24 protein-coding genes are annotated in these 26846 nt (G+C 71.3%); 14 read left to right on the top strand and 10 right to left on the bottom strand.

The window, feature by feature from the left end; translation table 11 throughout:
* Positions 1–14: 14 nt before the first annotated feature.
* The 3 genes from EHO50_RS25530 to EHO50_RS25520 all read right to left on the bottom strand — a co-directional run bounded on the left by EHO50_RS25530 (position 15) and on the right by EHO50_RS25520 (position 2578).
* Entirely contained in the window at positions 15–632 is a 618-nt protein-coding gene (locus EHO50_RS25530) for a hypothetical protein (protein ID WP_128434009.1), read from the bottom strand.
* 128 nt (positions 633–760) lie between these two features.
* On the bottom strand, positions 761–1300 hold the full coding sequence (locus tag EHO50_RS25525) for a SigE family RNA polymerase sigma factor (protein ID WP_003999062.1): 540 nt from the start codon (positions 1298–1300) through the stop codon (positions 761–763).
* A 342-nt stretch (positions 1301–1642) separates the two neighbouring features.
* Positions 1643–2578: an HhH-GPD family protein gene (locus tag EHO50_RS25520; RefSeq protein WP_128433557.1), complete on the bottom strand. Its 936-nt coding sequence runs from the start codon at positions 2576–2578 to the stop codon at positions 1643–1645.
* Positions 2579–2775: 197 nt separating this feature from the next.
* Between EHO50_RS25520 and EHO50_RS25515 the strand changes: the two genes are divergently transcribed.
* Together EHO50_RS25515 and EHO50_RS25510 are read left to right on the top strand one after the other, a co-directional pair.
* Positions 2776–4446: a sensor histidine kinase gene (locus EHO50_RS25515; RefSeq protein WP_128433556.1), complete on the top strand. Its 1671-nt coding sequence runs from the start codon at positions 2776–2778 to the stop codon at positions 4444–4446.
* Complete coding sequence (locus EHO50_RS25510) at positions 4443–5105, top strand: response regulator transcription factor (protein WP_128433555.1); 663 nt, start codon at positions 4443–4445, stop codon at positions 5103–5105. The genes EHO50_RS25515 and EHO50_RS25510 overlap by 4 nt, the downstream gene beginning before the upstream one ends.
* 29 nt (positions 5106–5134) lie before the next feature.
* Here EHO50_RS25510 and EHO50_RS25505 read toward each other — a convergent pair whose 3' ends face one another.
* A complete protein-coding gene (locus tag EHO50_RS25505) occupies positions 5135–5764 on the bottom strand; it encodes a phosphatase PAP2 family protein (protein ID WP_181449696.1) in 630 nt (209 codons plus the stop codon).
* A 200-nt stretch (positions 5765–5964) separates the two neighbouring features.
* On the opposite strand from EHO50_RS25505, the gene EHO50_RS25500 reads away from it, so the two are divergent.
* Positions 5965–6789, top strand: coding sequence for a hypothetical protein (locus tag EHO50_RS25500; protein WP_128433553.1), 825 nt, complete (start codon positions 5965–5967; stop codon positions 6787–6789).
* A gap of 71 nt (positions 6790–6860) precedes the next feature.
* Here EHO50_RS25500 and disA read toward each other — a convergent pair whose 3' ends face one another.
* Positions 6861–7985, bottom strand: a complete 1125-nt coding sequence (gene disA / locus EHO50_RS25495) for a DNA integrity scanning diadenylate cyclase DisA (protein ID WP_128433552.1) — start codon at positions 7983–7985, stop codon at positions 6861–6863.
* Positions 7986–8066: 81 nt separating this feature from the next.
* Positions 8067–9476 (bottom strand): DNA repair protein RadA, encoded by a 1410-nt coding sequence (gene radA, locus EHO50_RS25490; protein WP_128433551.1) that lies wholly within the window; start codon positions 9474–9476, stop codon positions 8067–8069.
* Positions 9477–9679: 203 nt separating this feature from the next.
* Here radA and EHO50_RS25485 point away from each other — a divergent pair, with 203 nt between their 5' ends.
* Entirely contained in the window at positions 9680–11476 is a 1797-nt protein-coding gene (locus EHO50_RS25485) for a BACON domain-containing protein (protein WP_128433550.1), read from the top strand.
* A gap of 142 nt (positions 11477–11618) precedes the next feature.
* Here EHO50_RS25485 and EHO50_RS25480 read toward each other — a convergent pair whose 3' ends face one another.
* On the bottom strand, positions 11619–12503 hold the full coding sequence (locus EHO50_RS25480; RefSeq protein WP_128433549.1) for a DUF3109 family protein: 885 nt from the start codon (positions 12501–12503) through the stop codon (positions 11619–11621).
* 74 nt (positions 12504–12577) lie between these two features.
* Here EHO50_RS25480 and EHO50_RS25475 point away from each other — a divergent pair, with 74 nt between their 5' ends.
* The 4 genes from EHO50_RS25475 to ilvD all read left to right on the top strand — a co-directional run bounded on the left by EHO50_RS25475 (position 12578) and on the right by ilvD (position 17702).
* Positions 12578–13510 carry a Ppx/GppA family phosphatase gene (locus EHO50_RS25475; protein WP_128433548.1) on the top strand — a complete coding sequence of 311 codons (933 nt, stop codon included), beginning with the start codon at positions 12578–12580 and terminating at the stop codon, positions 13508–13510.
* Positions 13511–14231: 721 nt separating this feature from the next.
* The gene (locus EHO50_RS25470) at positions 14232–15056 is read left to right on the top strand and encodes a sugar phosphate isomerase/epimerase family protein (RefSeq protein ID WP_128433547.1); all 825 of its coding nucleotides are present in this window, start codon (positions 14232–14234) and stop codon (positions 15054–15056) included.
* Positions 15053–15694 (top strand): TetR/AcrR family transcriptional regulator, encoded by a 642-nt coding sequence (locus EHO50_RS25465; RefSeq protein WP_128433546.1) that lies wholly within the window; start codon positions 15053–15055, stop codon positions 15692–15694. The genes EHO50_RS25470 and EHO50_RS25465 overlap by 4 nt, the downstream gene beginning before the upstream one ends.
* Before the next feature lie 154 nt (positions 15695–15848).
* A complete protein-coding gene (gene ilvD / locus EHO50_RS25460) occupies positions 15849–17702 on the top strand; it encodes a dihydroxy-acid dehydratase (protein ID WP_128433545.1) in 1854 nt (617 codons plus the stop codon).
* Positions 17703–17821: 119 nt separating this feature from the next.
* Here ilvD and EHO50_RS25455 read toward each other — a convergent pair whose 3' ends face one another.
* The gene (locus EHO50_RS25455) at positions 17822–19981 is read right to left on the bottom strand and encodes a serine/threonine-protein kinase (RefSeq protein ID WP_128433544.1); all 2160 of its coding nucleotides are present in this window, start codon (positions 19979–19981) and stop codon (positions 17822–17824) included.
* Positions 19982–20163: 182 nt separating this feature from the next.
* On the opposite strand from EHO50_RS25455, the gene EHO50_RS25450 reads away from it, so the two are divergent.
* The 6 genes from EHO50_RS25450 to proC all read left to right on the top strand — a co-directional run bounded on the left by EHO50_RS25450 (position 20164) and on the right by proC (position 25047).
* Positions 20164–20526, top strand: a complete 363-nt coding sequence (locus tag EHO50_RS25450) for an SH3 domain-containing protein (RefSeq protein ID WP_128433543.1) — start codon at positions 20164–20166, stop codon at positions 20524–20526.
* Positions 20527–20631: 105 nt separating this feature from the next.
* Positions 20632–21135, top strand: coding sequence for an EamA/RhaT family transporter (locus EHO50_RS25445; protein ID WP_128433542.1), 504 nt, complete (start codon positions 20632–20634; stop codon positions 21133–21135).
* 267 nt (positions 21136–21402) lie between these two features.
* Positions 21403–22173, top strand: coding sequence for a class I SAM-dependent methyltransferase (locus EHO50_RS25440; protein WP_128433541.1), 771 nt, complete (start codon positions 21403–21405; stop codon positions 22171–22173).
* Between the two features lie 356 nt (positions 22174–22529).
* Positions 22530–23330: an ABC transporter ATP-binding protein gene (locus EHO50_RS25435; RefSeq protein ID WP_128433540.1), complete on the top strand. Its 801-nt coding sequence runs from the start codon at positions 22530–22532 to the stop codon at positions 23328–23330.
* Positions 23327–24118, top strand: coding sequence for an ABC transporter permease (locus EHO50_RS25430; RefSeq protein ID WP_128433539.1), 792 nt, complete (start codon positions 23327–23329; stop codon positions 24116–24118). Before EHO50_RS25435 ends, EHO50_RS25430 begins: the two co-directional genes overlap by 4 nt.
* A 119-nt stretch (positions 24119–24237) precedes the next feature.
* Positions 24238–25047 carry a pyrroline-5-carboxylate reductase gene (gene proC, locus EHO50_RS25425; protein WP_128433538.1) on the top strand — a complete coding sequence of 270 codons (810 nt, stop codon included), beginning with the start codon at positions 24238–24240 and terminating at the stop codon, positions 25045–25047.
* A 43-nt stretch (positions 25048–25090) separates the two neighbouring features.
* On the opposite strand, the gene trpS is transcribed toward proC, so the two are convergent.
* Together trpS and EHO50_RS44675 are read right to left on the bottom strand one after the other, a co-directional pair.
* Positions 25091–26116 carry a tryptophan--tRNA ligase gene (gene trpS, locus EHO50_RS25420; protein WP_128433537.1) on the bottom strand — a complete coding sequence of 342 codons (1026 nt, stop codon included), beginning with the start codon at positions 26114–26116 and terminating at the stop codon, positions 25091–25093.
* Between the two features lie 430 nt (positions 26117–26546).
* A partial coding sequence (locus EHO50_RS44675) for a hypothetical protein (protein WP_128433536.1) occupies positions 26547–26846 on the bottom strand: 300 nt, incomplete at its 5' end.

The following is a 26846-nucleotide window of genomic DNA, read 5'->3' as shown; positions in this document are numbered from 1 at the left end:
GTCGCGGACGGCCCTCAGCTGTCGGGCGCCGCCGACTCGTCACCGCCACCGAGGGTGCCGTAGTCGGTGCGCCAGCGGTGCTTCTGGACGAAGCGGTCGGAGGTCCACAGGTATTGGATCACGTACTCGCTGGACGGGTTCGACAGCGCGTCGTCCTTGGCGTACACCTGCTTGGTCACCACCAGCAGACCGCGGTCGATCTCCGCGTAGACCGGCGGCTCCTCGGCCTTGAAGACATTGCGGTAGGCGCCGCGCTGCTCGCGGTACACGTACGAGGCGACGCTGATCTCGTCGCCGCAGGACAGGACGTTGATCACGATGTCGTCCGCCGGGCCGCCGGTCAGATCGCCGTAGGACACGTCGACGGGATAGTCGTCGGACACGCACGGCTTCAGCTCGCGCTTGACCTCCGCCGAGACCTTGGGGTCCGCCTTGACCAGGCGGACGGCCTCCGCCGGGTCCGGGGCGGCCGAGGCGGAGGGAGATGCCGCGAGCGACGCCGAGACGGCCGAGCCGCCCGCCGCGTCGTGCGCCGGCCCCTCGTCGCGGGCGCCGGTGCCGCCGGTGGCGCACGCGGAGGCGAAAAGGGCGAGGGCGACGACCACGGCCACCGCCGTGAACGCCGCCTGCAAGGTCCCCCGGGCGGGTGCGGGCCCGGGGCGGGCGGGGCCGACGTCCTCGGAATCCCCGTCCGTGCCTCTGTCACCGTTGTCCGTGTGCCCGGTCCTGCCCGGGCGCCCGGTGCCGCCCGCTGTCGTGCCTAGGCCGCGCAACGCTCCCGCTCCTCACGCTCCAGCGCGCGTGCGTCCAGATCGCGGCTCTCCAGCTCCTCGCGGAGCCGGGCGAGCGCCCGGTGCAGCGTGCTCTTGACCGTTCCGGCCGACATGCCGAGGGCGGCGGCCGTCTCCTCCGTGGACATCTGCTCCCAGTGTCGCAGCACTACGACACTGCGCTGCTTCGGTGCCAGAACCTTCATGATGTCCATCAGTAGGGCGCGGTCGGCATGCTGCTCGGTGGAGTCGTCGACCGAGGCGTCCGGGAGCTGCTCGGTCGGCACCTCCTCCAGCTTGCGGGCCCGCCACCACTCGGTGCGCGTGTTGATCATGACGCGGCGCAGGTAGGCGTCCGCGAGCCGCTTGTCCGCGATGCCGTCCCAGCGGTGGTACGTCCGCACCAGCGCCGTCTGCAGCAGGTCCTGGGCGTCCACCGGGTCCGGGACCAGTCGGCGGGCGCTGCGCAGCAGCGCGTCCTGCCGGGTACGGACGTACTCCTCGAACTCGAGCACCTCTCCCTGCGCCATGTTGACCGCCTCCGATTCCCCGTGTCCGGCCGGCCCGTTCGCCGTCGGTCTCACTGCCTGTGGTTCGTAGTCGTGCCCGTCTGTCGGGTACGGAAATGAAGCTACGGAGGCGTTGTCACGGCGCTGTGCGAAGCAGCCTGCGGCTAGCGCTCGGCTGTCCGTCGGTTGTGTAACGGAATCAGGAAAGGGGTAAAACGGCCGATCGGTTGGAGTCGGTATGGGGTGATTTGGTGGGGTAATAGCCGCGCGGCGGCCCTGCGACTGCCGCGTGTTGTGTGTTGCAGAGGCCCCACGGCTGTGATGTGACTGTGCGTCAGGCCGGCTTGCCGGCCAGGGCGTGCATCAGGTCAGCGGCAGTCGGTACATCCCGTCCGGCAGCGGCTCCACCAGACCGTCCGCGACAAGGCCGTCCAGCGCACGGGCGCGCTGCACCCGCTCGTGCCACACGCGGTCGAGCGCCGCCTGCGGGACGGGCACGTGGGCCTCGCGGAGTACGGCGAGCAGCTTGCCGCGCACCTGGCGGTCGGTGCCGGCGTACGTCTGGCCGCGGCGCGGCGGACCGTCGTGCTCGGGTTTGCCCGCGAGCCGCCAGGCGCACTGCGCGGTGATCGGGCAGCGGTGGCATGCCTCGTTCTTCGCCGTGCACACCAGCGCGCCGAGTTCCATGGAGGCGGCGGCCCAGCGGGCGGCGGTGCGCTCGTCGTCGGGGAGCAGGGTGCGGGCGAGCTTGCGCTCGGCGGCGGTGGTGGCGTTCGGCGGGTACTGCACGCCGGTGACGGCACGGGCGAAGACCCGGCGGACGTTGGTGTCCAGTACGGGGTGCCGCTGCCCGTACGCGAAGGAGGCCACCGCGGCCGCCGTGTACTCGCCGATGCCGGGCAGCGCGAGGAGCTGGGCGTGGTCGGTCGGTACGTCCCCGCCGTGCCGTTCCGCTATGGCGACGGCGGCGCCGTGCAGCCGCAGCGCGCGGCGCGGGTAGCCGAGCCGGCCCCAGGCGCGCACGGCCTCGCCGGGGGCCTCCTTGGCCAGGTCGGCGGGGCGGGGCCAGCGGGCGAGCCACTGTTCGTAGATGGGCAGGACGCGGTTCACGGGCGTCTGCTGCAGCATGAACTCACTGACCATCACCCCCCAGGGGCCGGCCTCGGGGCGCCGCCAGGGGAGGTCGCGGGCGTTCTCGTCGAACCAGTCGATGACGGTTTCTTGCAGAGGCTGAGCGAGGGGGACGTCCGAGCCGGCGTCGGCGCGGTGGCTGTGCGGGGGTTTCGTGGGCGCAGTCATGGCCTTCCGATCCTGCCATGTCGGTGGCGGTCGGGTGGGTAGGTGGTGGTGCCGGTGCGTTGGTGGCTGCGGGGTGTGGTGGCTGCGCGGTGTGGTGGTTGCGGGGTGCGGTGGTCGCCACCTGACATCAGAGGGTCGTTCCGCACCTGACGATCGGCAGCAGTGGCTCCCCGCCGGCCGCTTGTAGCGTCGGGCGGATGGAACGTCCTCGAATACGGCGGGCCTGCCTCCTCTGGGCCGCCCTCGCGCTGCCCGCGCTCACGGCCGACCGTCTCGGGCTGAACGAGCCGCGTGCCGTGTGGCAGCAGGTGGCGGGGCTGGTCGTGCTGACCGCCGCCGTCGCCGTGGCCCGGCGGTGCCCCTTGGTGGCCTTCGGGCTGACGGCCGTACTGAGTCTGGCCGCCGCCCCTGCGCTGTTCACCGTCTCCTACGGCCCGGCGCTCGGCGTCTTCGCGCTCCTGCTCGGGCTGCGTGCGGAGCGGGTGCGCCCGGCGGCGGTCGTCTTCGCGGGCGTCGGCTGTCTCGGTACGGCGAGGATCGCGCTCCTCGGGGTCGATCCGGCGCCGGAATGGGTGGTGCTGACGGGCACGTTGCTCTTCGGCTGCGTGTTCCCCTGGCTCGGTGGCCGCTACTGGCGGCAGAGCCGTCAGCTGGCCGAGGCGGGCTGGACGCGGGCCGCGCGGCTGGAGGGCGAGCAGCGCATCGCCGAGGAGCGGGCCAGGCTGCGCGAACGCGCCCGCATCGCCCAGGACATGCACGACTCCCTGGGCCACGAGCTGAGCCTGATCGCCCTGCGCGCGGGCGCCCTCCAGGTCGCCCCCGACCTCCCGGACCACCACCGCACCGCCGCCGCCGACCTGCGCGCGGCCGCCGCCGACGCCACCGACCGGCTGCACCGCATCATCGGCGTCCTGCGCGAGGAGGAGGACGAGCCGCTCTCACTGACTCCGCCGGGGGAGACCGTCGAGCAACTCGTGGCACGCGCCGCCGAGTCGGGGCTGCCGGTGCGGTGGGAGACGGTCCACTCCCCGCCGGAACCGGGCGGGGTCGCCGAGCGAGTCCTGTACCGGGTGGTCCGCGAGGCGCTGACCAACGCGGCCCGGCATGCGCCGGGTGCCGAGGTCACCGTGGCAGCGGCCAAGGAAAGGGAAGCCGACGGTACGACGGTCACGGTGACGAGCGGACGGGGCTCGTCGGTTGGCGGCGTGATGGCCGAGGGCGTGATGGCCGACGGTGTGATGGCCGACGGTGTGATGGTCGCCGAGGGGGCGCCGGTCACGCCGACCCGCTCCGGCGGCACCGGCCTGCAATCCCTCCGCGCCGCCGTCACCGCCGTCGACGGCGACTTCGAGGCCGGTCCGTACGGGGACGGCTTCCGGGTGCGGGCGTACGTCCCCGAGCAGGCTGTCGCTACGACGGTACGGCCGACGCCGACGCCGACGCCGAGCCCGGCCCCGTATGCCGCGCCCTTCACCCAGGCTCGCCGTCGCATCGCCCTCGCCCTCGTGGGTGCGGTCGGTGCGGGCGTCGTGCTCGTGGGCGGGGGGTTCGCCTGGTACGCGTACACGGAGACGCACTCGGTGCTGCCGCCCGCGGCCTACGCCGAGCTGCAGCTCGGGACGTCGGTCCGTGACCTCGCTCATGTCCTGCCGGACCGCACCGTGCGCGACGCGCCCGTGGAGCGCGCGCCCGTGCCTCCCCCGAAGGACAGCGACTGCCGCTACTACCGCGCGAGCGGCGAACTCCTCGTCTCCGTCGACCACTTCAGACTCTGTTTCGACGACGAGGAACGGCTGGTCGCCAAGGACGTGATCCCGAGGGCCGGCCTGTCTCAACGCCCTTCCGCAGATGAGGAGTTCGCACGGTGATCCGCGTACTGCTGGCCGACGACGAGGCGATGGTGCGGGCCGGTGTGCGCGCCATCCTGGCGAGTGGCGGTGAGACCGAGGTCGTCGCGGAGGCGGGGGACGGGCGCGAGGCGGTCGAGCTGACCCGGGCGCACCGGCCGGACGTGGCCCTGCTGGACATCCGCATGCCCCGCCTGGACGGGCTCGCGGCGGCCGAGGAGATCGTACGGACCGTCCCCGGCACGGCCGTGGCGATGCTCACCACCTTCTCCGAACAGGCCTACGTGGCCCGGGCACTCGGCGGCGGCGCCACCGGCTTCCTGCTGAAGTCGGGGGACCCGTACGAACTGATCGCGGGTGTACGGGCGGTGGCGGGCGGCGCCGCCTTCCTCTCGCCGAAGGTGGCGCGGTACGTCATCGACGGCTTGGGCGGCAGCGACGGGCGACTCGGCCGCGAGGCCGCCGCACGCGCGCGCGTGGCCGGGCTCAGTCCGCGCGAGCGAGAGGTGCTCGGGCTCGTCGGCGCGGGCCTGTCCAACCCGGAGATCGCCGCCCGGCTGCACCTCGTCGAGGGCACGGTGAAGGCGTATGTGAGCGCGGTACTGGACCGGTTGGGCGTACGCAACCGCGTGCAGGCGGCGATCGTGGCGTACGAGGCGGGGATGGTGGAGCAGCTGTGAGGAAGGGCTGTGAGGCAGAGCCGTGAAATTCAGCGGCGATACGACAGCCCGGACCGCTCCCGCCCGGTCAACCACCGTACGAACGCCGGTGCGGACGCCGCGCGCATCGCTTCCGCCAGCCGTGTCGCCGGGCGTGTGGTCAGTCGTACGACCGCCATCGCGACCAGCGCGCCGAAGACGAGGCCCGCGGCGACGTCGTGCGGGTAGTGCACGCCGACGAAGACGCGGGAGAAGGCCATGAGAAGGGCGAGGGGTGCCGTCAGCCACAGGAGTGCGCGCCCGGTCAGGGCCAGGGTGACGGCGGCGGCGCCGGCGATGGCGGCGTGATTGCTGGGGAAGGACCAGTCGCCGGGCGGCGGACAGGTACTGAGAGGGGTGACTGCTTCCGGAATCGCCCGGCACGGACGCTCCTGCGTGACAACGGACTTGAGGACCTCACTGCAGACGTACGCCACAGCCGTGGCCAGAGGTGCAAGGGCCGCGATCGCGAACGCCCGGGTGCTGTCGCGCCTGGCTCGCCACCAGGTGGTGACGAACAGCGTGGCGAACAGCAGCAGTCCGGCCTCCGTCCATATCTCGGCGGTGTGTTGTACCCACGTTGGGGTGTCGCGGGCGAAGTCGGTGATGTCCCCGTAGAGCTCGGCGTCCTCGAAGTCCATGGTCACGGACCGTAGGCGGCGGGGCGATACCGTCACATCCTGCGATCGTCAGGTGCCGCACCTGACGGAAGACAGGGGTGGCGGGGTGGTCGTCGCAGAGTAGGTGCCGAGTGGCTTCCGGAATGATGATCCGGAAAAGTTGGGGCCTTCGGCGGCGGGTGGAGCAGGCTGACGCACCGATCTCTCGTACAGTTTGCGCCGTGGGATCTCTGCGCAATCCTGTCGGGCCGCTTCCCTCCTCCATCTACTGGCGACGGAGGGTTGTCATGCTGTCCGTGGTCGCCGTGTTGGCGCTGCTGACCACCTGGGTGTTGACCTCGGGCGGCGGAGGCGGCAAGAACAACGCGGGCGGGTCCGACGGCAAGAACCCCGGGCCCTCGACGATCACGCCGGGACCGACGGGTTCGGGGCCGGCGATCAGTCAAGCGCCGGGCGGGCGGGACGAGTCGCCCGGCGGCGGGGACTCCGGCGGGTCGGGCTCCGGTGACGGCTCCGGCACGGGTACCGGGGGTGACGGTTCCGAGGGCTCCGCCGGGTCGGACGGCTCGGGCAGCGGATCGGCGGGTGGCGGCTCGGGGACCGGCGTCGGCGTGGACGACACGGTCGCTGCGGGCTCCACGCTGACCGACTGCATCGCGGGCGCGGTGAAGTTGACGGTGAGCAGCCTCCACAACGCGTACGAGCCCGGCCGGACGCCCGCCCTGCTGCTGACCGCGACCAACACCTCCAGCTACGACTGCAAGATCGATCTCGGCCCGAAGAACTCGGTGGTGACGATCACCCAGGCGGGAGCCGAGGACGACTTCTGGTCCTCCGCCGACTGCCCGAAGGTCTCCGGCAGCCTGGTGTTCCGGGTGCCCGCGGGTTCGCACATCACGTACACGGTGAAGTGGGACCGCCAGGCGAGCGCTCCGCAGTGCGCGACGCCCGCCGCGGGGTCGGCCGGGGCGGGGACGTATCTGGTCGAGGCGAAGACGCCCGGGTTCGGGACGGCGCAGACGTCGTTCGTGCTGGAGAACGACTGAGCGCTCCGCGGGGAGGGGCCGCGACGGGCCGTCGGTCTACAGAGGTACTGGCCTGTAGACGCACCGGCCTACTAGACGTACCGCTCCAGGATCGAGCTCTCTGCCAGCCGCGACAGCCCCTCCCGCACGCTGCGCGCCCGGGCCTCGCCCACGCCGTCCACGGTCTGCAGGTCGTCCACGCTCGCGGCGAGCAGCTTCTGCAGGCCGCCGAAGTGCTCCACCAGGCGGTCGATGATCGCGCCGGGCAGTCTCGGCACCTTGGCCAGGAGGCGGAAGCCGCGCGGGGAGACCGCCGAGTCCAGCGCCTCCGGAGAACCGGTGTAGCCCAACGCTCTTGCCACGGTGGCCAGTTCCAGGAGCTCGGCGTGAGTGAGGGCGTCCAGCTCGTACAGGGCCTCGTCGACCGTGCGGGAACGCTTGGCGGTCGGCTCCGGGACGTAGTCGCGCACCACGAGTTCGCGCTCGGGCTCCACGCCCGCGATCAACTCGTCCAACTGGAGGGCGAGGAGGCGTCCGTCGGTGCCCAGTTCCACCACGTACTCGGCGATCTCGGTCGCGATACGGCGCACCATCTCCAGTCGCTGGGCGACCGCGGAGACGTCGCGGACCGTCACCAGGTCCTCGATCTCCAGCGCTGACAACGTTCCCGCGACCTCGTCGAGGCGGAGCTTGTAACGCTCCAGGGTCGCAAGGGCCTGGTTGGCGCGGGAGAGGATCGCCGCCGAGTCCTCCAGGACGCGGCGCTGACCGTCGACGTACAGCGCGATGAGCCGCATCGACTGGGATACCGACACCACCGGGAAGCCGACCTGCTTGCTGACCCGGTCCGCCGTGCGGTGCCGGGTGCCCGTCTCCTCCGTCGGGATCGTCGCGTCGGGCACGAACTGCACGCCCGCCCGCAGGATCTTCGACAGGTCCGACGACAGCACGATGCCGCCGTCGAGCTTGCACAGCTCCCGCAGCCGCGTCGCCGCGAACTCGACATCCAGGACGAATCCGCCCGTACACATCGTCTCGACGGTCTTGTCGAAGCCGAGCACGATGAGCCCGCCGGTGTTGCCGCGGAGCACTCGCTCCAGTCCGTCGCGCAGGGCTGTGCCGGGAGCCACCGCGCTCAGCGAGGCGCGCATCAGGCCATCGGAACCGGCACTCCCACCGGACTTTCCGGGAGCTGCTCCCCGGTCGTTGGCTGCCACTGCACTCCTCCGGTCGCAGGTTCTGGGGCGCTCCCGTTTCGCACACTTGGTTCGTACGGACGGGCGAGACCAGGGCAAAGTCTACCGGCGGTCCTCCTCGTCCCGTGGGGCCTCTCGACGACGCGAGCGCGGAAGGACCCGGAGGGCGTCCCCTATGTCGGCCACTTCCAGCACCTTCATGCCCGCAGGGATCTTGCCCGGGTCGCCCGGCACGAGCGCGTGCGTGAAGCCCAGGCGGTGGGCTTCGGCGAGCCTGCGCTGCACGCCGGTGACCCGTCTGACCTCGCCCGCGAGGCCCACCTCACCGATCGCGACGAGGTTCTTGGGGAGAGGTGTGTCACTGGCGGCGGACGCCAGCGCGAGGGCGACGGCGAGGTCGGCCGCGGGCTCGGAGAGCTTCACTCCGCCGACCGTCGCGGAGTAGATGTCCCGCTTGCCGAGCGCGCTGATCCGGCCGCGCTGTTCGAGTACGGCCAGCATCATCGAGACCCGGGAGGTCTCCAGGCCGGACGTCGTACGGCGGGGCGAGGGGATCTGCGAGTCGACCGTGAGCGCCTGGACCTCGGCCACCAGGGGGCGGCGGCCCTCCAGGGTGACCGTCAGGCAGGTGCCGGGGACCGGTTCGGCCCGACGGGTCAGGAAAAGTCCGCTCGGGTCGGTAAGACCCGTGATGCCCTCATCGTGCAGTTCGAAGCAGCCGACCTCGTCCGTCGCGCCGTAGCGGTTCTTGACGCCCCGTACGAGACGCAGGCGCGCGTGCCGGTCGCCCTCGAAGTGGAGCACCACGTCCACGAGGTGTTCGAGGAGGCGGGGTCCGGCGATGGCGCCGTCCTTGGTGACGTGTCCCACAAGGAGCGTGGACATCCCGCGGTCCTTGGAGGCCCGGATCAGGGCGCCGGCCACCTCGCGGACCTGGGCCATGCCGCCGGGTGCGCCGTCGATCTCCGGGGAGGCCACGGTCTGTACGGAGTCGAGGATGAGCAGCGACGGCTTCACCGCGTCCAAGTGGCCGAGCACGGCGGCCAGATCGGTCTCGGCGGCGAGATACAGATGGTCGTCGATGGCGCCGATGCGGTCGGCGCGCAGCCGCACCTGGCTCGCCGACTCCTCACCGGTGACATAGAGCGTGGGGTGCGCGTCGCTCGCCGACTTGGCCGCCACGTCGAGCAGCAGCGTGGACTTGCCGACGCCGGGTTCGCCCGCGAGGAGGACGACGGCTCCGGGCACCAGTCCACCGCCGAGGACGCGGTCCAGCTCGGGCACGCCGGTGGAGCGCGCCGTGGCCTGCCGCCCGTCGACCTGCCCGATGGGCACCGCGGACGTCGTCACCCGCCCCGGCGTCGTCGTGCGGACCGCGGGCGCGCCGTACTCCTCGACCGTCCCCCATGCCTGGCACTCGGGGCAGCGGCCGAGCCACTTGGCCGTCTGCCAGCCGCACTCCGTGCAGCGGTAGGACGGGCGGTCCTTCGTGGTCTTGGTACGGGCAGCCATGCGAAGAACCGTAACCGAGCCCACTGACAACGCCGTACGGCTGCGTGGACAGAGCCGCTCCGGACTGCCGCGGCGCCGCTTCGTCATGCACAGACCATGGAATTCGGCGTTCCTGTCCTCTATTGAGGGATCGTTTCACCCGTATGGATTAAAAGAGCTCAAGCAGGGAGAAGGCGCCGCTCGCGGCCCCCTACGGTCCACCAATGATGAGCAGCAGTCCGGAGACCTCGACCCGCACCGCCGGCGCCCATCGAGCGCACCGGGAGGCGCGTGATCGTGGGGCGGCGCGTACGTTGGCGCAGCGGCCGCCCGCGCGCTACGAGCCGTATCTGGACGGGCTGTTCACCTACTGCCTGTCCGTCCTGTGCGACCACGACACCGCGACCGCCGCCCTCGGCGACGCCCTCGCGCTCGCCGAGCGGCGCGGGCAGCGGGCACCGGAGGCTGCTGCGGACCGGCGGCCCTGGCTGTACGCACTGGCCCGCTGGGCGTGTCTGCGCAAGCTGGCCGAGGCCAAGCAGAAACGTCTGGGCAGCCATGCGGCCGGCCGGTCCGCCGCCCATCGGCAGACGGGGCCGAAGGCCGCCTCCCCGCCCGTCTCCGACGAGGTCCAGGAGCAGCGGCGCCGCGAACTCGCCCTGCTCGCCTGGCCGGAGGCCGCCGGCACCACCCCGGAGCAGCGCGAGGCCCTCGAACTCGCCGTACGCCACCACCTCGCCGCCCAGGAGGTCGCCGCCGTCCTCGGCCTGGACCTGGCCGCCGCCCGCGAGCTGCTCGCCTCCGCCGCCTGCGAGGTCGAGCGCACACGCGCGGCCCTCGCCGTAGTCGAGACCGGCGCCTGTCCGAGCGTGGCCCGCCTCACCGGCGACAACCAGCTCGTGCTCGGCACCGCCCTGCGCCGCGAGCTCGTCCGGCACGTCGACGACTGTCCGCGCTGTCGCCGTACCGCCGAGCGCGCGGTGCCAGGCCGCTGGCCCGGCGCGGCCGTCACCCCCGCCGAACTGCCCGTCCTGGAGGCACCCCGCGCGGCCCTGCACATGGCCCTGGCGCACCACCCACGCGCGCGGGGCGCCGCCGTGCCGCGCTTCGACCGGCGTGGCTTCCCGATGGACCCGAAGGATCGCGCCGCCCGCAGGGACCGGCTACGCGCGCGTGCCGTCACCACGACGGTCGTCGCCACCGTCGTCGCCGCCCCGGTCCTCGCCCTGTGGGCCGCCTACCGGTCCACCCCGACCGGCGAGGGCGTCGACGGCCACTCGGCCAGCGCGAGCGAGGCGCACGGTCCCGGCAGCCTCGACGGGGAGGCCGCGGACGGCGGCTACGAGAACGCCGGCAACGCGAGCGCCAAGCGCGGTGACCGCTTCGACGATCGAGACAGCCCCGACGTCTCCGTGGAGGTCATCAGCGTCAGCGGCGCGCGCGGGGCGGGCGCCGGACACCTGGAGGTGTCGGCCGACAACAGCGGCGACACCACGCTCGTCACCCTGAGGGCGACGGGGCGCGCGCCGGTGCGCTGGTCTGCGAGCACCGGGGCGCACTGGCTCTATCTGAGTCAGTCGACGGGAACGCTGGCGCCCGGCGAGTCGTTGACGATCAAGGTGTACATCGACCATCTGCGCGAGCCGTCCGGGTACTGGAGCGCGCGCCTGGCGATCTCACCCGCCGGCGCCCTCGTCTCCATCGCGGGCTACGGCACCGCCCCCAGCCCGTCCGACCCAGGCCCCGGCCCGGACCCGTATCCCACCGACCCCACCCATCCCGGCGATCCGACCGACCCCGGGACGCCCGGCAGCCCGCCACCCTCGTCCTCCGGGCCCGATCCGACGCCGACGACCTCGGCTCCGCCCGACCCCATGCCCAGCGAGCCGCCGCCCTCGTCGCCCGATCCGACGCCCACGGCCGGCGATCCCTCGCCGTCGGGTCCATCGGGGCCGTCCGACCCGGGGGGCTCGACGCCGCCGCCCAGTGGCAATGGCGATCCGAGCCCGTCGACGTCGTAGAGCGGCGGGCGCTGCGGTCGCGGTCGGGTCGCGGGTCGGGTCGCGGTCGGGTCATGGCCGGCGACCTCGGCCGGCGACCTTGGTCGGCGACCTGGGCCGACGACTCCGTCCAGGGACCTTGGCCGGCCTTCTGGCCGACCTCCTAGTCGACGGGATCCGCCGGATGCGGTGCCAGCAACGGCAGCTGGGACGCCAGCCGTGCCTCGCACAGTTCGACCAGGCGGTCGTAGCCCGCCTTGCCCATCAGCTCGATCAGCTCGGGCCGGTAGGACACGTACACCGGGTCGCCCGCGCCGTGCGCCGAGGTCGCCGAGGTGCACCACCAGTGCAGGTCGTGGCCGCCGGGGCCCCAGCCGCGGCGGTCGTACTCACCGATCGACACCTGCAGCACGCGCGTGTCGTCGGGCCGGTCGATCCAGTCGTACGTCCGCCGCACCGGCAGCTGCCAGCAGACGTCCGGCTTGGTCTCCAGCGGCTCGCGGCCTTCCTTCAGCGCGAGGATGTGCAGCGAGCAGCCCGCGCCGCCCGCGAAACCGGGGCGGTTCTGGAAGATGCACGAGCCGTTGTAGGGGCGAGTCTGGCGGTCGCCGTCCTCGTCCTCCGAGACCCAGCCGTGCTCCATGCCCTCGTCGTGGTGCTGCCAGATGTCGGGCGTGAGCCTTGCCACATGCTCGGCGACGCGCTTCTCGTCGTCCTCGTCCGAGAAGTGCGCGCCCAGCGTGCAGCAGCCGTCGTCCGCGCGGCCCGCCTGGATGCCCTGGCAGCCGCTGCCGAAGATGCAGTTCCAACGGGAGGTCAGCCATGTCAGATCGCAGCGGAAGACCTGCTCGTCGTCCGCCGGATCAGGGAACTCCACCCATGCGCGAGCGAAGTCGAGCCCCTTCTCGTCCGGTTCAGGGGAGCCGTTCTTCGGCTTCTTGGGCTTGGTTGCTGCCTTCGCCTGCGAAGAACCCCGGGAGGAACCCTTCGAGGAATCCTTGGGAGATTTGTCCATCTTTTCGTTCTTCGCCTTTTTCGTCTTTGGCACGGGACCAGGGTACGGCGTCCGAGGCTGCGGCTTCGAGGACGGAGGATCGCCCAGGTGGCAGTAGCGTTCCGTACATGAGACTCGGTGTCCTCGACGTGGGATCGAACACGGTGCATCTGCTGGTGGTGGATGCACACCCTGGCGCGCGCCCGTTGCCCGCGCACTCACACAAGGCGGAGCTGCGCCTTGCCCAACTCCTCGACGACAGCGGGGCCATCGGTCCCGAGGGCATCGACAAACTGGTCGGCGTCGTCCATGAGGCGTTGCAGGCCGCCGAGGACAAGGGTGTCGAGGAAGTGCTGCCGTTCGCGACGTCGGCGGTGCGGGAGGCCAGCAACGCGGATGACGTTCTCGCGCGCGTGAAGGTTGAGACCGGGGTTGAGCTGCAGGTTCTCAGCGGGGCGGAGGAGGCTCGGCTGACGTTTCTCGCCGCGCGGCGGTGGTTCGGGTGGTCGGCCGGGAAACTGTTGGTGCTGGACATCGGGGGCGGCAGCCTGGAGATCGCGTACGGCATCGACGAGGAGCCGGATGCGGCGGTGTCGTTGCCGTTGGGCGCGGGGCGTCTTACGGCCGGCTGGCTGCCGGGGGATCCACCCGATCCTGAGGACATACGGGCGCTGCGGCGGCATGTCCGCGCCCAGATCGCCCGTACGGTCGGCGAATTCAGCCGCTTCGGGGCTCCTGATCACGTGGTCGCCACGTCGAAGACGTTCAAGCAACTTGCCCGCCTCGCCGGCGCGGCCCGCTCCGCGGAGGGCGTGTACGTCCAGCGCGAGCTGAAGCGGGAGTCCTTGGAGGGCTGGGTTCCGCAGCTGGCGGGCATGACGGTCGCCGAGCGCGCGGAACTGCCGGGCGTCTCGGAGGGGCGCGCGGGGCAGCTGCTTGCGGGGGCGCTGGTGGCTGAGGGGGCGATGGATCTGTTCGGGGTGGAGACGTTGGAGATCTGCCCTTGGGCGTTGCGGGAAGGCGTGATCTTGCGGAAGTTGGATCACTTGTCGGTGGGGTAGCGGGGGCCTCCGGCGGTTGAGATGGGGATGCCTGCGGCGGCCCGTTGCCATCCGGTGGGCGTGCGCGTGGCGCCTGCGGGTGCGTTGTGGGTCGGGGCCGCGCCGGGGGGTGTCCGTCCTCGGACCGGCGGTCACCTTAGGCCAAGAGGTGCCGCGTGTTGACGCCGGCCACTGCGGGCGGACACCCCCCGGCACGTCCCCTTCCCGCCGTGGGCGGGTGCGGGCCCGTGGGGGTACGCGGGCCGGGGGCCGGGGGACTTCGCGGCCACTTCGCAGTGCTGGCCCAGGCACTTCAGCCCAGGCAATTTCAGCCCGTCCGGCGTTTGAGGACGAGGCCCGTTCAGGGCCGAAGCGGGGGTCTGGGGGCCGCAGGCCCCCAGGACGGCGGGGTCGAAGGGGCGGCAGCCCGCCGCCCCAGCCGCGGGCAGTCGTGCCGCTGGGGCGGCACGGGTGGGCGCTGGCGGCACCCGGCCAGCGCCGGGCCGAGCGACCCACCCCCGCCCAGCCCCCACGCCGGGCGCCCCCAAGCCGACGCAACCGTCCAGGCCCCGCGCCCTACGCCCCCGCAACCGCGTGAACCCCGCCACACCCCCCACCCGCGCCCCCGCTCCAGCCGCCCGGCATATGACCAGTTCGCGCCCCTGGCCGATTGCAGACCCCCGTGGCGGTCGGGCTGCCATCGGTTCCCCGGCGTTCGTTGGCGCCCCGTACTCTGTCCCTCGTGGCAGAACCAGTGGTGCGCATCCCGGATGCGAAGGTCGCCCTGTCGACGGCCTCCGTCTATCCGGAGTCGACGGCGACGGCCTTCGAGATCGCCGCGCGCCTCGGGTACGACGGTGTCGAGGTCATGGTGTGGACCGACCCGGTCAGCCAGGACATGGAAGCGCTGCGTCGGCTCAGTGACTACCACCAGATCCCGATCCTCGCCGTACACGCCCCCTGTCTGCTGATCACCCAGCGCGTGTGGTCCACCGACCCCTGGACCAAGCTCCAGCGAGCCCAGGCGGCCGCCGAGAAGCTGGGGGCCTCGACGGTCGTCGTACATCCGCCGTTCCGCTGGCAGCGCCAGTACGCCCGAGACTTCGTCGCCGGAATCTGGCGGATGGCGAACGAGACGGATGTGCGGTTCGCCGTCGAGAACATGTACCCCTGGCGCTACCGCGACCGCGAGATGCTTGCGTACGCCCCCGACTGGGATGTGACGAAGGACGACTACCGGCACTTCACGATCGACCTCAGCCACACCGCTACGGCCCGTAGCGACGCGCTGCAGATGATCGATCGCATGGGGGACCGGCTGGGGCATGTTCATCTCGCGGACGGGAGAGGGTCGGCCAAGGACGAGCACCTCGTTCCGGGGCGCGGCAACCAGCCCTGCGCCGAGGTGCTGGAGCGTCTCGCCCTGTCCGGCTTCGACGGGCACGTAGTCATCGAGGTCAACACCCGCCGCGCGATGTCCAGCGCCGAACGCGAGGCCGATCTCGCCGAGGCCCTCGCCTTCACGCGGCTGCATCTGGCCTCGTCGGTGAAGGTGCCCCGACCGTGACCGACGCCACCTCGGGGCGGGGCGGGGTGGCCTCCCGACGCCGGGGCCGGCCCCCTCGTACGGAATCCGCCGACACCCGGGACCGCATCCTGGACGCGGCCCGCGAGGAGTTCTCCGAGCGGGGGTACGAGAAGACGTCCGTGCGCGGTATCGCCAAGGCGGCCGGGGTGGACTCGGCCCTCGTGCATCACTACTTCGGCACCAAGGAGCAGGTCTTCGAGGCGGCGGTGGAGGTCGCCTTCGCGCCCGCCCTCAAGGTGCGGGACGCGGTGCTGGAGGGGCCGCTCGATGGCGTGGGCGAGCGCATGACGCGCACCATCTTCGGGCTCTGGGAGAACCCCGTGACCCGCAAGCCGCTGCTCGCGATCGTTCGGTCGGCGGTCAACAACGAGGCCGCCGCCTCCGTTTTCCGGCGGCTCGTCTCCGCTCAGCTGCTGCGGCGCATCGCCGGGGAGATCGACGCCCCGGACGCGGAACTGCGTGCCGAGCTCGCGGCCGCGCAGCTGGTGGGTATCGCGATGATGAGATACGTCATCAAGATCGAGCCGATCGCGTCGGCGGACCCGGAGCAGATCATCGCGCGCGTGGCGCCGGTGGTGCAGGGGCATCTCACCGGGCGCTACGCCGCCGACGAGTGAGTCACCTGCCGCCGAGTGAGTCACCGCCTGCTCCACGAGACATGCATCCCGTATTCCGGACACCTCGTCCCGACCTCTGGATGACCGGCGTACGCTCGTTAGCAGTCAGAAGTCTCTGATCGCAGTCTCTGCAGTCCCGAAGGAGCGAGCGACGATGCCCGAGCTGAGGTCCCGCACAGTCACCCACGGTCGCAACATGGCGGGCGCCCGCGCCCTTATGCGCGCCTCCGGTGTACCCGGTGCGGACATCGGCCGGAAGCCGATCATCGCGGTGGCGAACTCCTTCACCGAGTTCGTGCCCGGCCACACCCACCTCCAGCCCGTCGGCCGGATCGTCAGCGAGGCGATCCGGGAGGCCGGCGGCATCCCGCGCGAGTTCAACACGATCGCGGTGGACGACGGCATCGCGATGGGCCACGGCGGCATGCTGTACAGCCTGCCCTCCCGCGACCTGATCGCCGACTCGGTCGAGTACATGGTCGAGGCCCACTGCGCCGACGCCCTGATCTGCATCTCCAACTGCGACAAGATCACCCCGGGCATGCTGAACGCCGCTCTGCGGCTCAACATCCCGACCGTCTTCGTCTCCGGCGGCCCGATGGAGTCCGGCCGCGCGACTCTCGTGGACGGTACGGTCCGCACGCTCGACCTGGTCGATGCGATCTCCGACGCCGTGAACGACAAGATCTCGGACGAGGACATCCTCCGTATCGAGGAGAACGCCTGTCCGACCTGCGGTTCCTGCTCCGGCATGTTCACCGCCAACTCGATGAACTGCCTGACCGAGGCCATCGGCCTGTCCCTGCCCGGCAACGGCTCGGTGCTGGCCACGCACACGGCCCGTAAGCAGCTGTACGTCGCGGCGGCGCAGACGGTCATGGACATCACCCGCCGCTACTACGAGCAGGACGACGACACGGTCCTGCCGCGCAACGTCGCCACCTTCGCGGCCTTCGAGAACGCCATGGCCCTCGACATCGCGATGGGCGGCTCCACCAACACGATCCTGCACCTGCTGGCCGCCGCCCAGGAGGCGGACGTTCCGTTCGGACTGGAGCAGATCGACGCGGTCAGCCGCAGGGTCCCGTGCCTGGCCAAGGTCGCTCCCAACGTCGCCAAGGACCGCACGTACTACATGGAGGACGTGCACCGCGCCGGCGGCATCCCGGCCCTGCTGGGCGAGCTGCACCGCGCCGGCCTGCTGAACGAGGACGTGCACGCCGTTCACAGCCCGTCCCTGTCGGACTGGCTGAAGACCTGGGACGTGCGGGGCGGGTCGCCTTCTCCCGAGGCCGTCGAGCTGTGGCACGCCGCTCCTGGATGCGTCCGGTCGGCCGAGGCCTTCTCGCAGTCCGAGCGCTGGGAGGCGCTCGACGAGGACGCCGAGGGCGGTTGCATCCGCAGCGCCGAGCACGCGTACTCCAAGGACGGCGGCCTGGCGGTCCTCAGGGGCAACCTCGCCGTGGACGGCTGCGTGGTGAAGACCGCGGGCGTGGACGAGTCCATCTGGACCTTCGAGGGTCCGGCGGTCGTCTGCGAGTCGCAGGAAGAGGCCGTCGAGAAGATCCTCAACAAGCAGGTGACGGATGGTGATGTCGTCGTCATCCGATACGAGGGTCCCAAGGGCGGCCCCGGCATGCAGGAGATGCTCTACCCGACGTCCTTCCTCAAGGGCCGCGGCCTCGGCAAGACCTGCGCCCTGATCACCGACGGCCGTTTCTCCGGCGGTACGTCCGGCCTGTCCATCGGCCACGCCTCCCCGGAGGCTGCGTCCGGCGGCACGATCGCCCTCGTCGAGGACGGCGACCGTATCCGCATCGACATCCCGAATCGCTCGATCGAGTTGCTCGTCGACGATGCGGAACTCGCCCGCCGTGAGCAGGCGTTGAACGGGGCGTACGCCCCGAAGAACCGCGAACGCAAGGTGTCGGCGGCACTGCGGGCCTACGCCGCGATGGCGACCAGCGCCGACAAGGGCGCGGTGCGGGACGTCAGCAAACTGGGCTGACCCTCACGTCGAAGGGCCGCCTCCTGCTGGTTGCGGGGGCGGCCCTTTCGCGTGTGCGGCGTCAACAGGCGGCCGGGGCGCGGCCGGGCGTCACCCGGCGGGCGGAGGCGCGGCGGGCGTCACCAGTCAGCGGGGTCGCGGGCGTCGACGGCGAAGACGGTGCCGTCGGGGGCGCTCGCGTAGACGCGGCCGTCGGCCAGCACCGGCTCGGGCAGGTCGGCCGTCACCCGGTCCGAGTTCGGGCCCAGCCGGGGCGGCGTCTGGCCCAGGAGCCGGCCCTCGCGGGCATCCACGGCGAGCAGCCGGCCGTCGGGGGCGGTGACGTACACATGCCGGCCGTCGGCGACGGGCGACGACGTGCGCAGCACGGCCGTCTCCAGGCTCCACAGCTGCCTGCGCGCCTCCATGTCGACGGCGACCAGCGTCCCGTCGCTGCCCACGAGATGGACGACGTCCCCGCGTACGGTGCCGCGCGCCTGCCGGAGGGCGAGGGGCAGAGCCACGCGCCGCGACGTCCGGTCGGCGGGGGAGTAGCGGACCACAGCCTTCGTATCGCTGTAGATCCCCTCGAAGGAGACGAAGTAGGCCGACCCGTCCGACGTACCGACGAGCTTCAGCGTCCCCTTCAGCCGGGCGTCCCAGCGCACGTCACCCGTGGCCGGGTCCACCGCGGTGACCCGGGTGCTCGAATCGTCGTCGGAGGTCGTCGTCGTGTACGCCAGCGGATCTCCGGCGAAGGAGACGAAGTACGGCGCCTGGTGACCCGGTACGGTGCCGCTCCACTTAGTGTCGCCCGAAGCGCCGTCCATGCCGGTGACCGTGCCGTCGGCGCCGGTGAGCAGCAGCATGCCGCCCGCGGTCGACGCTGCGCCGAACGCGGGCACGTTCTGCTGCCAACGGCCCTTGCCCGTAGCGGGATCGAGCGCCTCCAGTCGGCGGCCCAGCCAGGACGACGGGTGCACGAGGCCGCCCGCCACGGTCGGCGGTCCGTCCACGTGCGACGTGTCGACGGGGTGGCGCCACAGCAGCCGGCCGTCCAGCGGGTCGAGCGCGAAGACGAGCCCGGTCTGGGCGCACAGCACCTTCCCCGCACCGTACGAACACTGGGGCGTGCCCTTCCTGGGCGCCGGTGCCTTCGCCCACGCGCCGAAAGCGGCCGACGCGGTCCGCGGGCTCTCGTGCTCCGGCGTCGGTTCCACACCGCCGAGAAGCTGCACGGAGGCCAGCGCGACCACCGCGGCGAGCCCGACAGCCCCGGCTCCGAGGGCCAGCAGTCTGCCCCGGCGTCTTCCGGGCGGCCGCCCCGGCTGCTTCTCCTGCTCCCCGACGCGCCGCCCTCGCCCCGCCCCCAGCACCGGATCGAGCTCCGCCTCCGGCTCCCGCTCCCGCTCCGGCTTGGGCGGCGTCTCGCCGGCCCGCTGCGCCGGAATGAACGCCTGCGTGTCGTACGACGCCGCCACCGACCGCAGTTCCCGCATCAACTCGTCGGGCGTGGGCCGGTCCTCGGGCTCCTTGGCCAGACAGCGCGCCACGAGCGGAGCGAGATTCTCCGGTACGCCGGTCAGGTCCGGCTCGTCATGGACGACCTGGTAGGCGACGACGTACGGACTGTCGGAGTCGAACGGCCCCCGCCCCGTCGCCGCGTGCACCAACACGGACCCGAGCGCGAAGATGTCGGCGGCCGGCCCGACCTCCCGTGGCCGCCGGAACTGCTCGGGCGCCATGAACGGCGGCGTACCGATCAACTTCCCCGTCTCGGTGCGCAGTTCGCTGTCCTTTGGCCGAGAGATGCCGAAGTCGATGACCTTCGGCCCGTCATCGGCGAGCAGCACATTGCTCGGCTTCAGGTCCCGGTGAACGACGCCGACCCGGTGTATGTCGCGCAGCGCCTCCGCCAGCCCGGCCATCAGCCGCCGCAGCTGCGCCTGGTCCATCGGCCCGTTCCGCTTCACATGGTCGGCGAGCGTCGGGCCGGGGATGAACAGCGTGGCCATCCAGGGCCGTTCGGCCTCCGGATCGGCGTCGACCACGGGCGCGGTGAACGCACCACTCACCCGGCGCGCCGCACCCACCTCCTGCCGGAACCGCCCCCTGAACTCGGGATCCCTCGCGAACTCGGCATGCACGACCTTCACCGCGAGCTGCATACCCGAAGTGCTCCGCGCCAGATGTACGACGCCCATGCCCCCGGACCCCAGGCGCGACTGCAGACGGTAGTGACCGGCGTACTCCGGAAGTTCCGCTTCCGCGCCCGCTCCGGCGTCCTGCTGTGGCGCCATGGGACCACCCCCGTGCTGTTCGTCCGCGCGCGCGACGCTCGGAGCCTAGTCGATGACTCGTGCGAGACAGAGGCGGCTTGCTAGCCTCCGTGTTCCAAACGCGCACATGTGTGCGTGGCGTGATTTAGGGGAATCAACGGGGCCCCATGGCTGTCATGGGGATCAACGGGGGAGGTTTTCTCATGTCTACAGACCGTGCTGAAGAGGTCAGACGAACCGAAGAGATCGGCGGCGGCGAGGAAGAGGCGGTCACGACGATGGCGGCCACGACGACGCTGGCTACGACCACAGCGTTGCGCTACTACTCGGTCGCACCTGGCGTCCGCCTGAACGTCCGCCGGGGCCCCGGCACCAGCTACGCCATCGTCCGCGTGCTGCCCGAGGACGCCAGGATCCCGATCTTCTGCCAGACACCGGGCACCACGGTGACGGGCCCCTACGGCACAACGAACATCTGGGACAACATCGACGACGGCGAGTTCGTCTCGGACGCCTACGTCAACACCGGCAGCGACGGCTACGTCCGCCCACGCTGCTCCTTCTGACCCGACGTCGGATCCCAGGTCCGATCCGATCTCCGATCAGCCCTCTTGTCCGGTTCACCGGAACCCGTACGGAGCCCGCGGCCAGGCCGGAGCCATAATCGACGCGTGAGCGAGAAGAACGGCACCCCGGCCACCCCCGCGGGCTCCACGGGCCCCCGCCCCGAGCCCCTGCGCTTCTTCGGCACGACCTGGGTCGACCACGACAACGGCTACACCGCCCGCCGCATCGCGGTAGCCGTCGGCTCCCTCGCCACCGCAGCGGCCTCCTGTCTGGTCCTGCGCTTCGCCTACCAGGGGCTCCAGATCGCCGAGGTCGGCAGCTTCGTCGCCGTCCTGGTGGTCGTGATGTTCGCGGTGTGCAGCGCCCTCGCCTTCCGCCACACCTGGGACGCCTTCACCAAGCGCCCCGACCCCGACCGCCAGGCCTCCCTCCGCGGCCTGCTGGCCATCGGCTTCGTCGGCTCACTCCTCGCCTATTTCTTCCGCTCCCTCACCGAGGCCCCCGGCGAGAAACTCCACCGCCAGGAGTACGAGGCGGCACGCAAACAGCACGAGACCCGCTCGACCCGCCGCACAGGCAACCCGGCAAAGAAGCGCCGCCGCGCCTAGCCGGAGACACACCGACGGCAACGCCCTACGCCTCCCAAGCCCGACGAGCCACACAGCCCGACCTCCTCCAGGCCCGCCCCCCCCCGTGACCTGGCCGCCCTGCACTCAAGGCCGCCGCCCACGCGTCGCAGCCGGCCCGGTTACTTACGCGCCTGGAGCCGCCCCCACCTTCCACGCCCGGACCCGCCACCTCCGCGCTCTCTCCCCCCAGACCCACCTCTCGGCAAACTCGGTGCACGCCACACCAACCACCGCCACCATGGCCGTATGACGGCCCCTTCGCACACCGACCGAGCCCGTTCCTTCGACGCCGCCGCAGCCCAGTACGCCGCAAACCGCCCCTCCTACCCACCCGCCCTCTTCGACGCGATCGAGGAACTCGCCGGCCGCCCCCTCACCGGCGCGCGCGTCATCGACGTCGGCGCGGGCACCGGCATCGCCACCGCCCTCCTCCGCGCGCGCGGCGCCGACGTCCTGGCCGTGGAACCCGGCGACGGCATGGCAGCCCAGTTCCGCGACACCAACCCCGACATACCGATCGTCCGTGGCAACGGCAACGCACTCCCCGTCGCCACCGCCTCCGCCGACTTCGTCACCTACGCCCAGGCCTGGCACTGGACCGACCCCGCCCACTCGGCCCCGGAAGCCCTCCGCGTACTGCGCCCGGGCGGCGCGCTGGCGCTGTGGTGGAACACCACGCCCCTCGACATCCCGTGGCACGCGGAGCAGGCGGTCCGTATCGAGCGCCGCTTCGGCGCCCACCCCGCCGTCGAGCAGAACGGCAGCGGCGCCCGAGCCGCCCTGACCGACCCCACCGGCAGACTCGCCTTCACCGCCTGCAGGGTCCGCTGGAGCCGCCGCGTCCCCATCGACACGCATCTGGCGAACATCGGCAGCCACTCGATCTTCCTGGTCCACGGCACAGAGGCGAGCACTGCCTTCCTCACCGAGGAGAAGCAACTCCTCCTCACCGCCTTCCCGGACGGAATCATCGAAGAGACCTACGACGTCGACCTCCTCGTAGCCACCACCTCCTGACACCCCTCGCCCCTCCGCGCACCCGGCACATCACCGCCGCCCTTCCTCCCGCCCGCCCGCCCTCCCCATACGGCCCGGACAGCCAGCACAGCGCCAAGCGCAGCACCGAGCCGAGGAGGACGGGCGAACTATTTGCCGCCCCACGTGCCGCACCACGCCCCCAACTCCGTGCCCTGCGTGCACCTCCACGGCGCGGGGCGCAATCCCAACCCCCAAGGCGTCGTCGGGCGCGGCACCCGGCGCGCCCGGACCCGCCCAGGCCGTCGCACGCGGCACCGCACACCCCGCCGCCCCCTCCGCACACCCGCCCTCCTCGACGCTTGACGCCGTAGTCCCACCGGAGGATTATTCATCGCATGATGAATTATCCCTCCGCCCGATCAGATCCCCCCGACGACCCCGCCATCCGAGCCGAGACCCTGAACGTCGTACGCGGCACCCGCCAAGTACTCCGCGACCTCGACTTCACCGTCCCTCGTGGCCAGATCACCGGCCTGCTCGGCCCGTCCGGCTGCGGCAAAAGCACCCTGATGCGGGCCGTCGTCGGCACCCAGGCCAAGGTCACAGGCACCCTGGACGTCCTGGGCCGCCCCGCCGGTCACCCCACCCTGCGCGCCCGCATCGGCTACGTCACCCAAGCTCCCTCCGTCTACGACGACCTGACGATCCGCCAGAACCTCGCCTACTTCGCCGCGATCCTCGACCCGGGCCACGCGGCCACCGACCGCCGCCAAGAGAACGTCACCCGCGCCATCACCGACGTCGACCTCACCAGCCACGCCGACGCCCTGGCCGGCAACCTCTCCGGCGGCCAGCGCAGCCGCGTCTCCCTGGCTGTCGCCCTCCTCGGCACCCCCGAACTCCTCGTCCTGGACGAACCGACGGTCGGCCTCGACCCCGTCCTGCGCCGCGACCTCTGGGGCCTCTTCCACGACATCGCCGCCTCCCGCGGCGCCACCCTCCTCATCTCCTCCCACGTCATGGACGAGGCCGAGCGCTGCCACCGCCTCCTCCTCATGCGCGAGGGCCGGATCCTCGCCGACGACACCCCGGACGCCCTCCGTACCCGTACGCAGTCCGAGACGGTCGAGGCGGCTTTCCTGCACCTGGTCGACGAGGCGACCGCGGCCGCCCGCGCGAAGGAGACCACGCGATGACCACGACGACGAGCCCGACCACCACGCTCCGGCCCGCCCCCACCCGCGCCCTGAACCTGGCCCGCACGACCGCCACCGCCGCCCGGGTCCTGCGCCAGCTCCGCCACGACCCGCGCACCATCGCGCTGATGCTCCTCGTCCCCTGCGTGATGCTGTTCCTGCTGCGCTATGTCTTCGACGGCAGCCCGCGCACCTTCGACAACATCGGCGCCTCCCTCCTCGGGATCTTCCCGCTGATCACGATGTTCCTGGTCACCTCCATCGCCACCCTCCGCGAACGCACCTCGGGCACCCTCGAACGCCTCCTCGCCATGCCCCTCGGCAAGGGCGACCTGATCGCCGGCTACGCCCTCGCCTTCGGCACCCTCGCGATCCTCCAGTCCGCCCTGGCGACCGGACTCGCGCTCTGGTTCCTCGACCTGGATGTCATCGGCAGCCCCTGGCTGCTCCTGCTCGTGGCCCTGCTCGACGCCCTGCTCGGCACCGCGCTCGGTCTCTTCGTCTCGGCCTTCGCGGCCTCCGAATTCCAGGCCGTCCAGTTCATGCCGGCCGTGATCTTCCCCCAACTGCTCCTCTGCGGTCTCTTCACTCCCCGCGACAACATGCACCCCGCCCTCGAGGCCATCTCCAACGTCCTCCCCATGTCCTACGCCGTCGACGGCATGAACGAGGTCCTCAAGCACACCGACATGACCGCCGACTTCGTACGCGACGCCCTGATCGTGGCTGGCTGCGCCCTGCTGGTCCTGGGCCTGGGCGCGGCGACCCTGCGACGCAGGACGGAGTGACCGCTGCGGGGCTACGCCCGGCGCCCCGCCCGTCCGCCCACCGGACACGCCACGTCGAAAGCAGCCCCCCGGTGCGAGGATGAACCCGGACGACGCAACCTCCGGAGGACACCCCAGCCATGACCCAGAAAGTCGCAGTCCTCGGCACCGGCAAGATCGGCGAAGCCCTGCTCAGCGGAATGATCCGCGGCGGCTGGGCCCCGGCCGACCTCCTGGTGACGGCCCGCCGCGCGGAACGAGCCGAAGAACTCCGCACCCGCTACGGAGTCACGCCGGTCACCAACGCGGAAGCCGCCAAGACCGCCGACACCCTGATCCTCACGGTCAAGCCGCAGGACATGGGCACCCTCCTGGACGAACTCGCCCCGCACGTCCCCGCCGACCGCCTGGTCATCAGCGGAGCCGCCGGTATCCCCACCTCCTTCTTCGAGGCCCGCCTCGCCGCCGGCACCCCAGTCGTCCGAGTCATGACGAACACTCCTGCCCTCGTCGACGAGGCCATGTCCGTCATCTCCGCCGGCAGCCACGCCACCGAAGCCGACCTCGCCCACGCCGAGGAGATCTTCGGCGCCGTAGGCAAGACGCTCCGCGTCCCCGAGGGCCAGCAGGACGCCTGCACCGCGCTGTCCGGCTCCGGTCCGGCGTACTTCTTCTACCTGGTCGAAGCCATGACCGACGCCGGCATCCTCCTCGGCCTGCCCCGCGACAAGGCCCACGACCTGATCGTCCAGTCCGCGATCGGCGCCGCCACGATGCTCCGCGACAGCGGCGAACACCCCGTCAAGCTCCGCGAGAACGTGACATCCCCCGCCGGCACCACCATCAACGCCATCCGCGAACTCGAGAACCACGGCGTACGAGCCGCCCTCATCGCCGCCCTGGAGGCCGCCCGCGACCGCAGCCGCCAACTGGCCTCGGGCAACAACTGACACCCGGGCCGCCCCTGCACAGGGGGCGGCCCAGCGCGCGCCCCTAAGCAGTCACCGCGATATCCGCAGCCGCAGCCGCCGGCAGCAACCCGATCGCCCGATACGCGGCATCCACGGTCGGCCGGGCCATCGCCCGAGCTCGCTCCGCGCCATCCCGCAGCACCCCCTCCACATAGCCAGGATCCGCGCACAGCTCCCTGTGCCTCTCCTGTACGGGCCTGAGGACCTCGACCACGGCCTCCGCGGTGGCTGACTTCAAAGCGCCGTACGATTCATATACACCGCTCAGCTCCGATGGGTTCCCACCCGTACAGGCAGCCAGAATCTCCAGCAGATTCGCCAACCCCGGCTGCGCGGCCCGGTCGTACACGACCTCGCGCCCGCTGTCGGTCACGGCCCGCATGACCTTCTTCCGCACCACATCCGGCTCATCGAGCAGATAGACGATCCCCGGCCCGGCGTCATCGCTCTTGCCCATCTTCGACGTCGGATCCTGCAGATTCATCACCCGAGCCGCCACCTGCGGATGCGTGGCCCGAGGCACCACGAACGTATGCCCGTACCGCTGGTTGAACCGCACAGCGAGATCCCGCGTGAGCTCCACATGCTGCGCCTGGTCGTCCCCGACCGGCACTTCGTCGGTCCCGTACGCCAGGATGTCCGCCGCCATCAGCACGGGATACGTCAGCAACGACAGCCGAACACTCCCGCCCCGCGCCCGCTCACGCGCGGCCTTCTCCTTGTACTGGATCATCCGCCGCATCTCGCCGTCCGTGGCCACGCACTCCAGCACATACGACAGCCGCGCGTGCTCATCCACATGACTCTGTACGAACACGGTGCACAGCCCCGGATCCAGCCCCGCCGCCAGCAGCAACGTCGCCGCCTGCCGACTCAGCCTGCGCACCCGCGCGGGATCGTGGTCCACGGTCAGCGCATGCAGATCGACGATGCAGAACAGCGCTTCAGCCTCGTGCTGATCGACGGCAGCCCATTGCCGCATGGCTCCCAGGTAGTTCCCCAGCGTCAGATGCCCGGTCGGCTTGACCCCACTGAAGACCCGCGTCATCTCTTCTCCATCTCCTGGTCGAGGCCGCCGTCCCGGCCGCCGACCCTCAGGAGCTCTGGAGGGAGATACAAGAACGGCCGCCGAGGCGGCGGCCGTTGAGTGCATACGTGAGTACGGCCGCCAGTCAGGCGGCCCACCACAGCTGGGTGTACGTACGCGTCGTCATGCCGCCCAGAGTACGCCCCTGGGGTGTCACTCGGAGCGAAGTTGACACGCCCCGAGCCGATCCGTACTGTTCTCCGAGTTGTCCGACGTGAGCGCCGACTCCGGTCGGTCCCCGGACAGCCATTCCGCAAGTACCAACCAGCATTCGACGACAGTCGGTCTGTCTGCCGTCGTGTCATTGGCATGCGTATTTGCGTAATGAGGAATCCGCGTTCGAAAGAGCGCAGCCCCCGATTAGCTCGGGGGTCAGGAATCCGCTAAAGTCTCACTCGTCGGAACGGCCCAACAGCCGCGAAGACAAGCCCCGCTGACTGGGGATCAGGCCCGAAAGGATCTGATAGAGTCGGAACCGCCGGAAAGGGAAACGCGAGAGCGGGAACCTGGAAAGCACCGAGGAAATCGGATCGGAAAAAGATCTGATAGAGTCGGAAACGCAAGACCGAAGGGAAGCGCCCGGAGGAAAGCCCGAGAGGGTGAGTACAAAGGAAGCGTCCGTTCCTTGAGAACTCAACAGCGTGCCAAAAATCAACGCCAGATATGTTGATACCCCGTCTCCGGCCATCAG

The sequence above is a fragment of the Streptomyces cyaneus genome, assembly GCF_004028635.1.
In the GTDB taxonomy this organism is placed as follows: Bacteria; Actinomycetota; Actinomycetes; order Streptomycetales; family Streptomycetaceae; genus Streptomyces; species Streptomyces cyaneus.
This window is presented reverse-complemented; position numbering and strand designations above follow the sequence as displayed.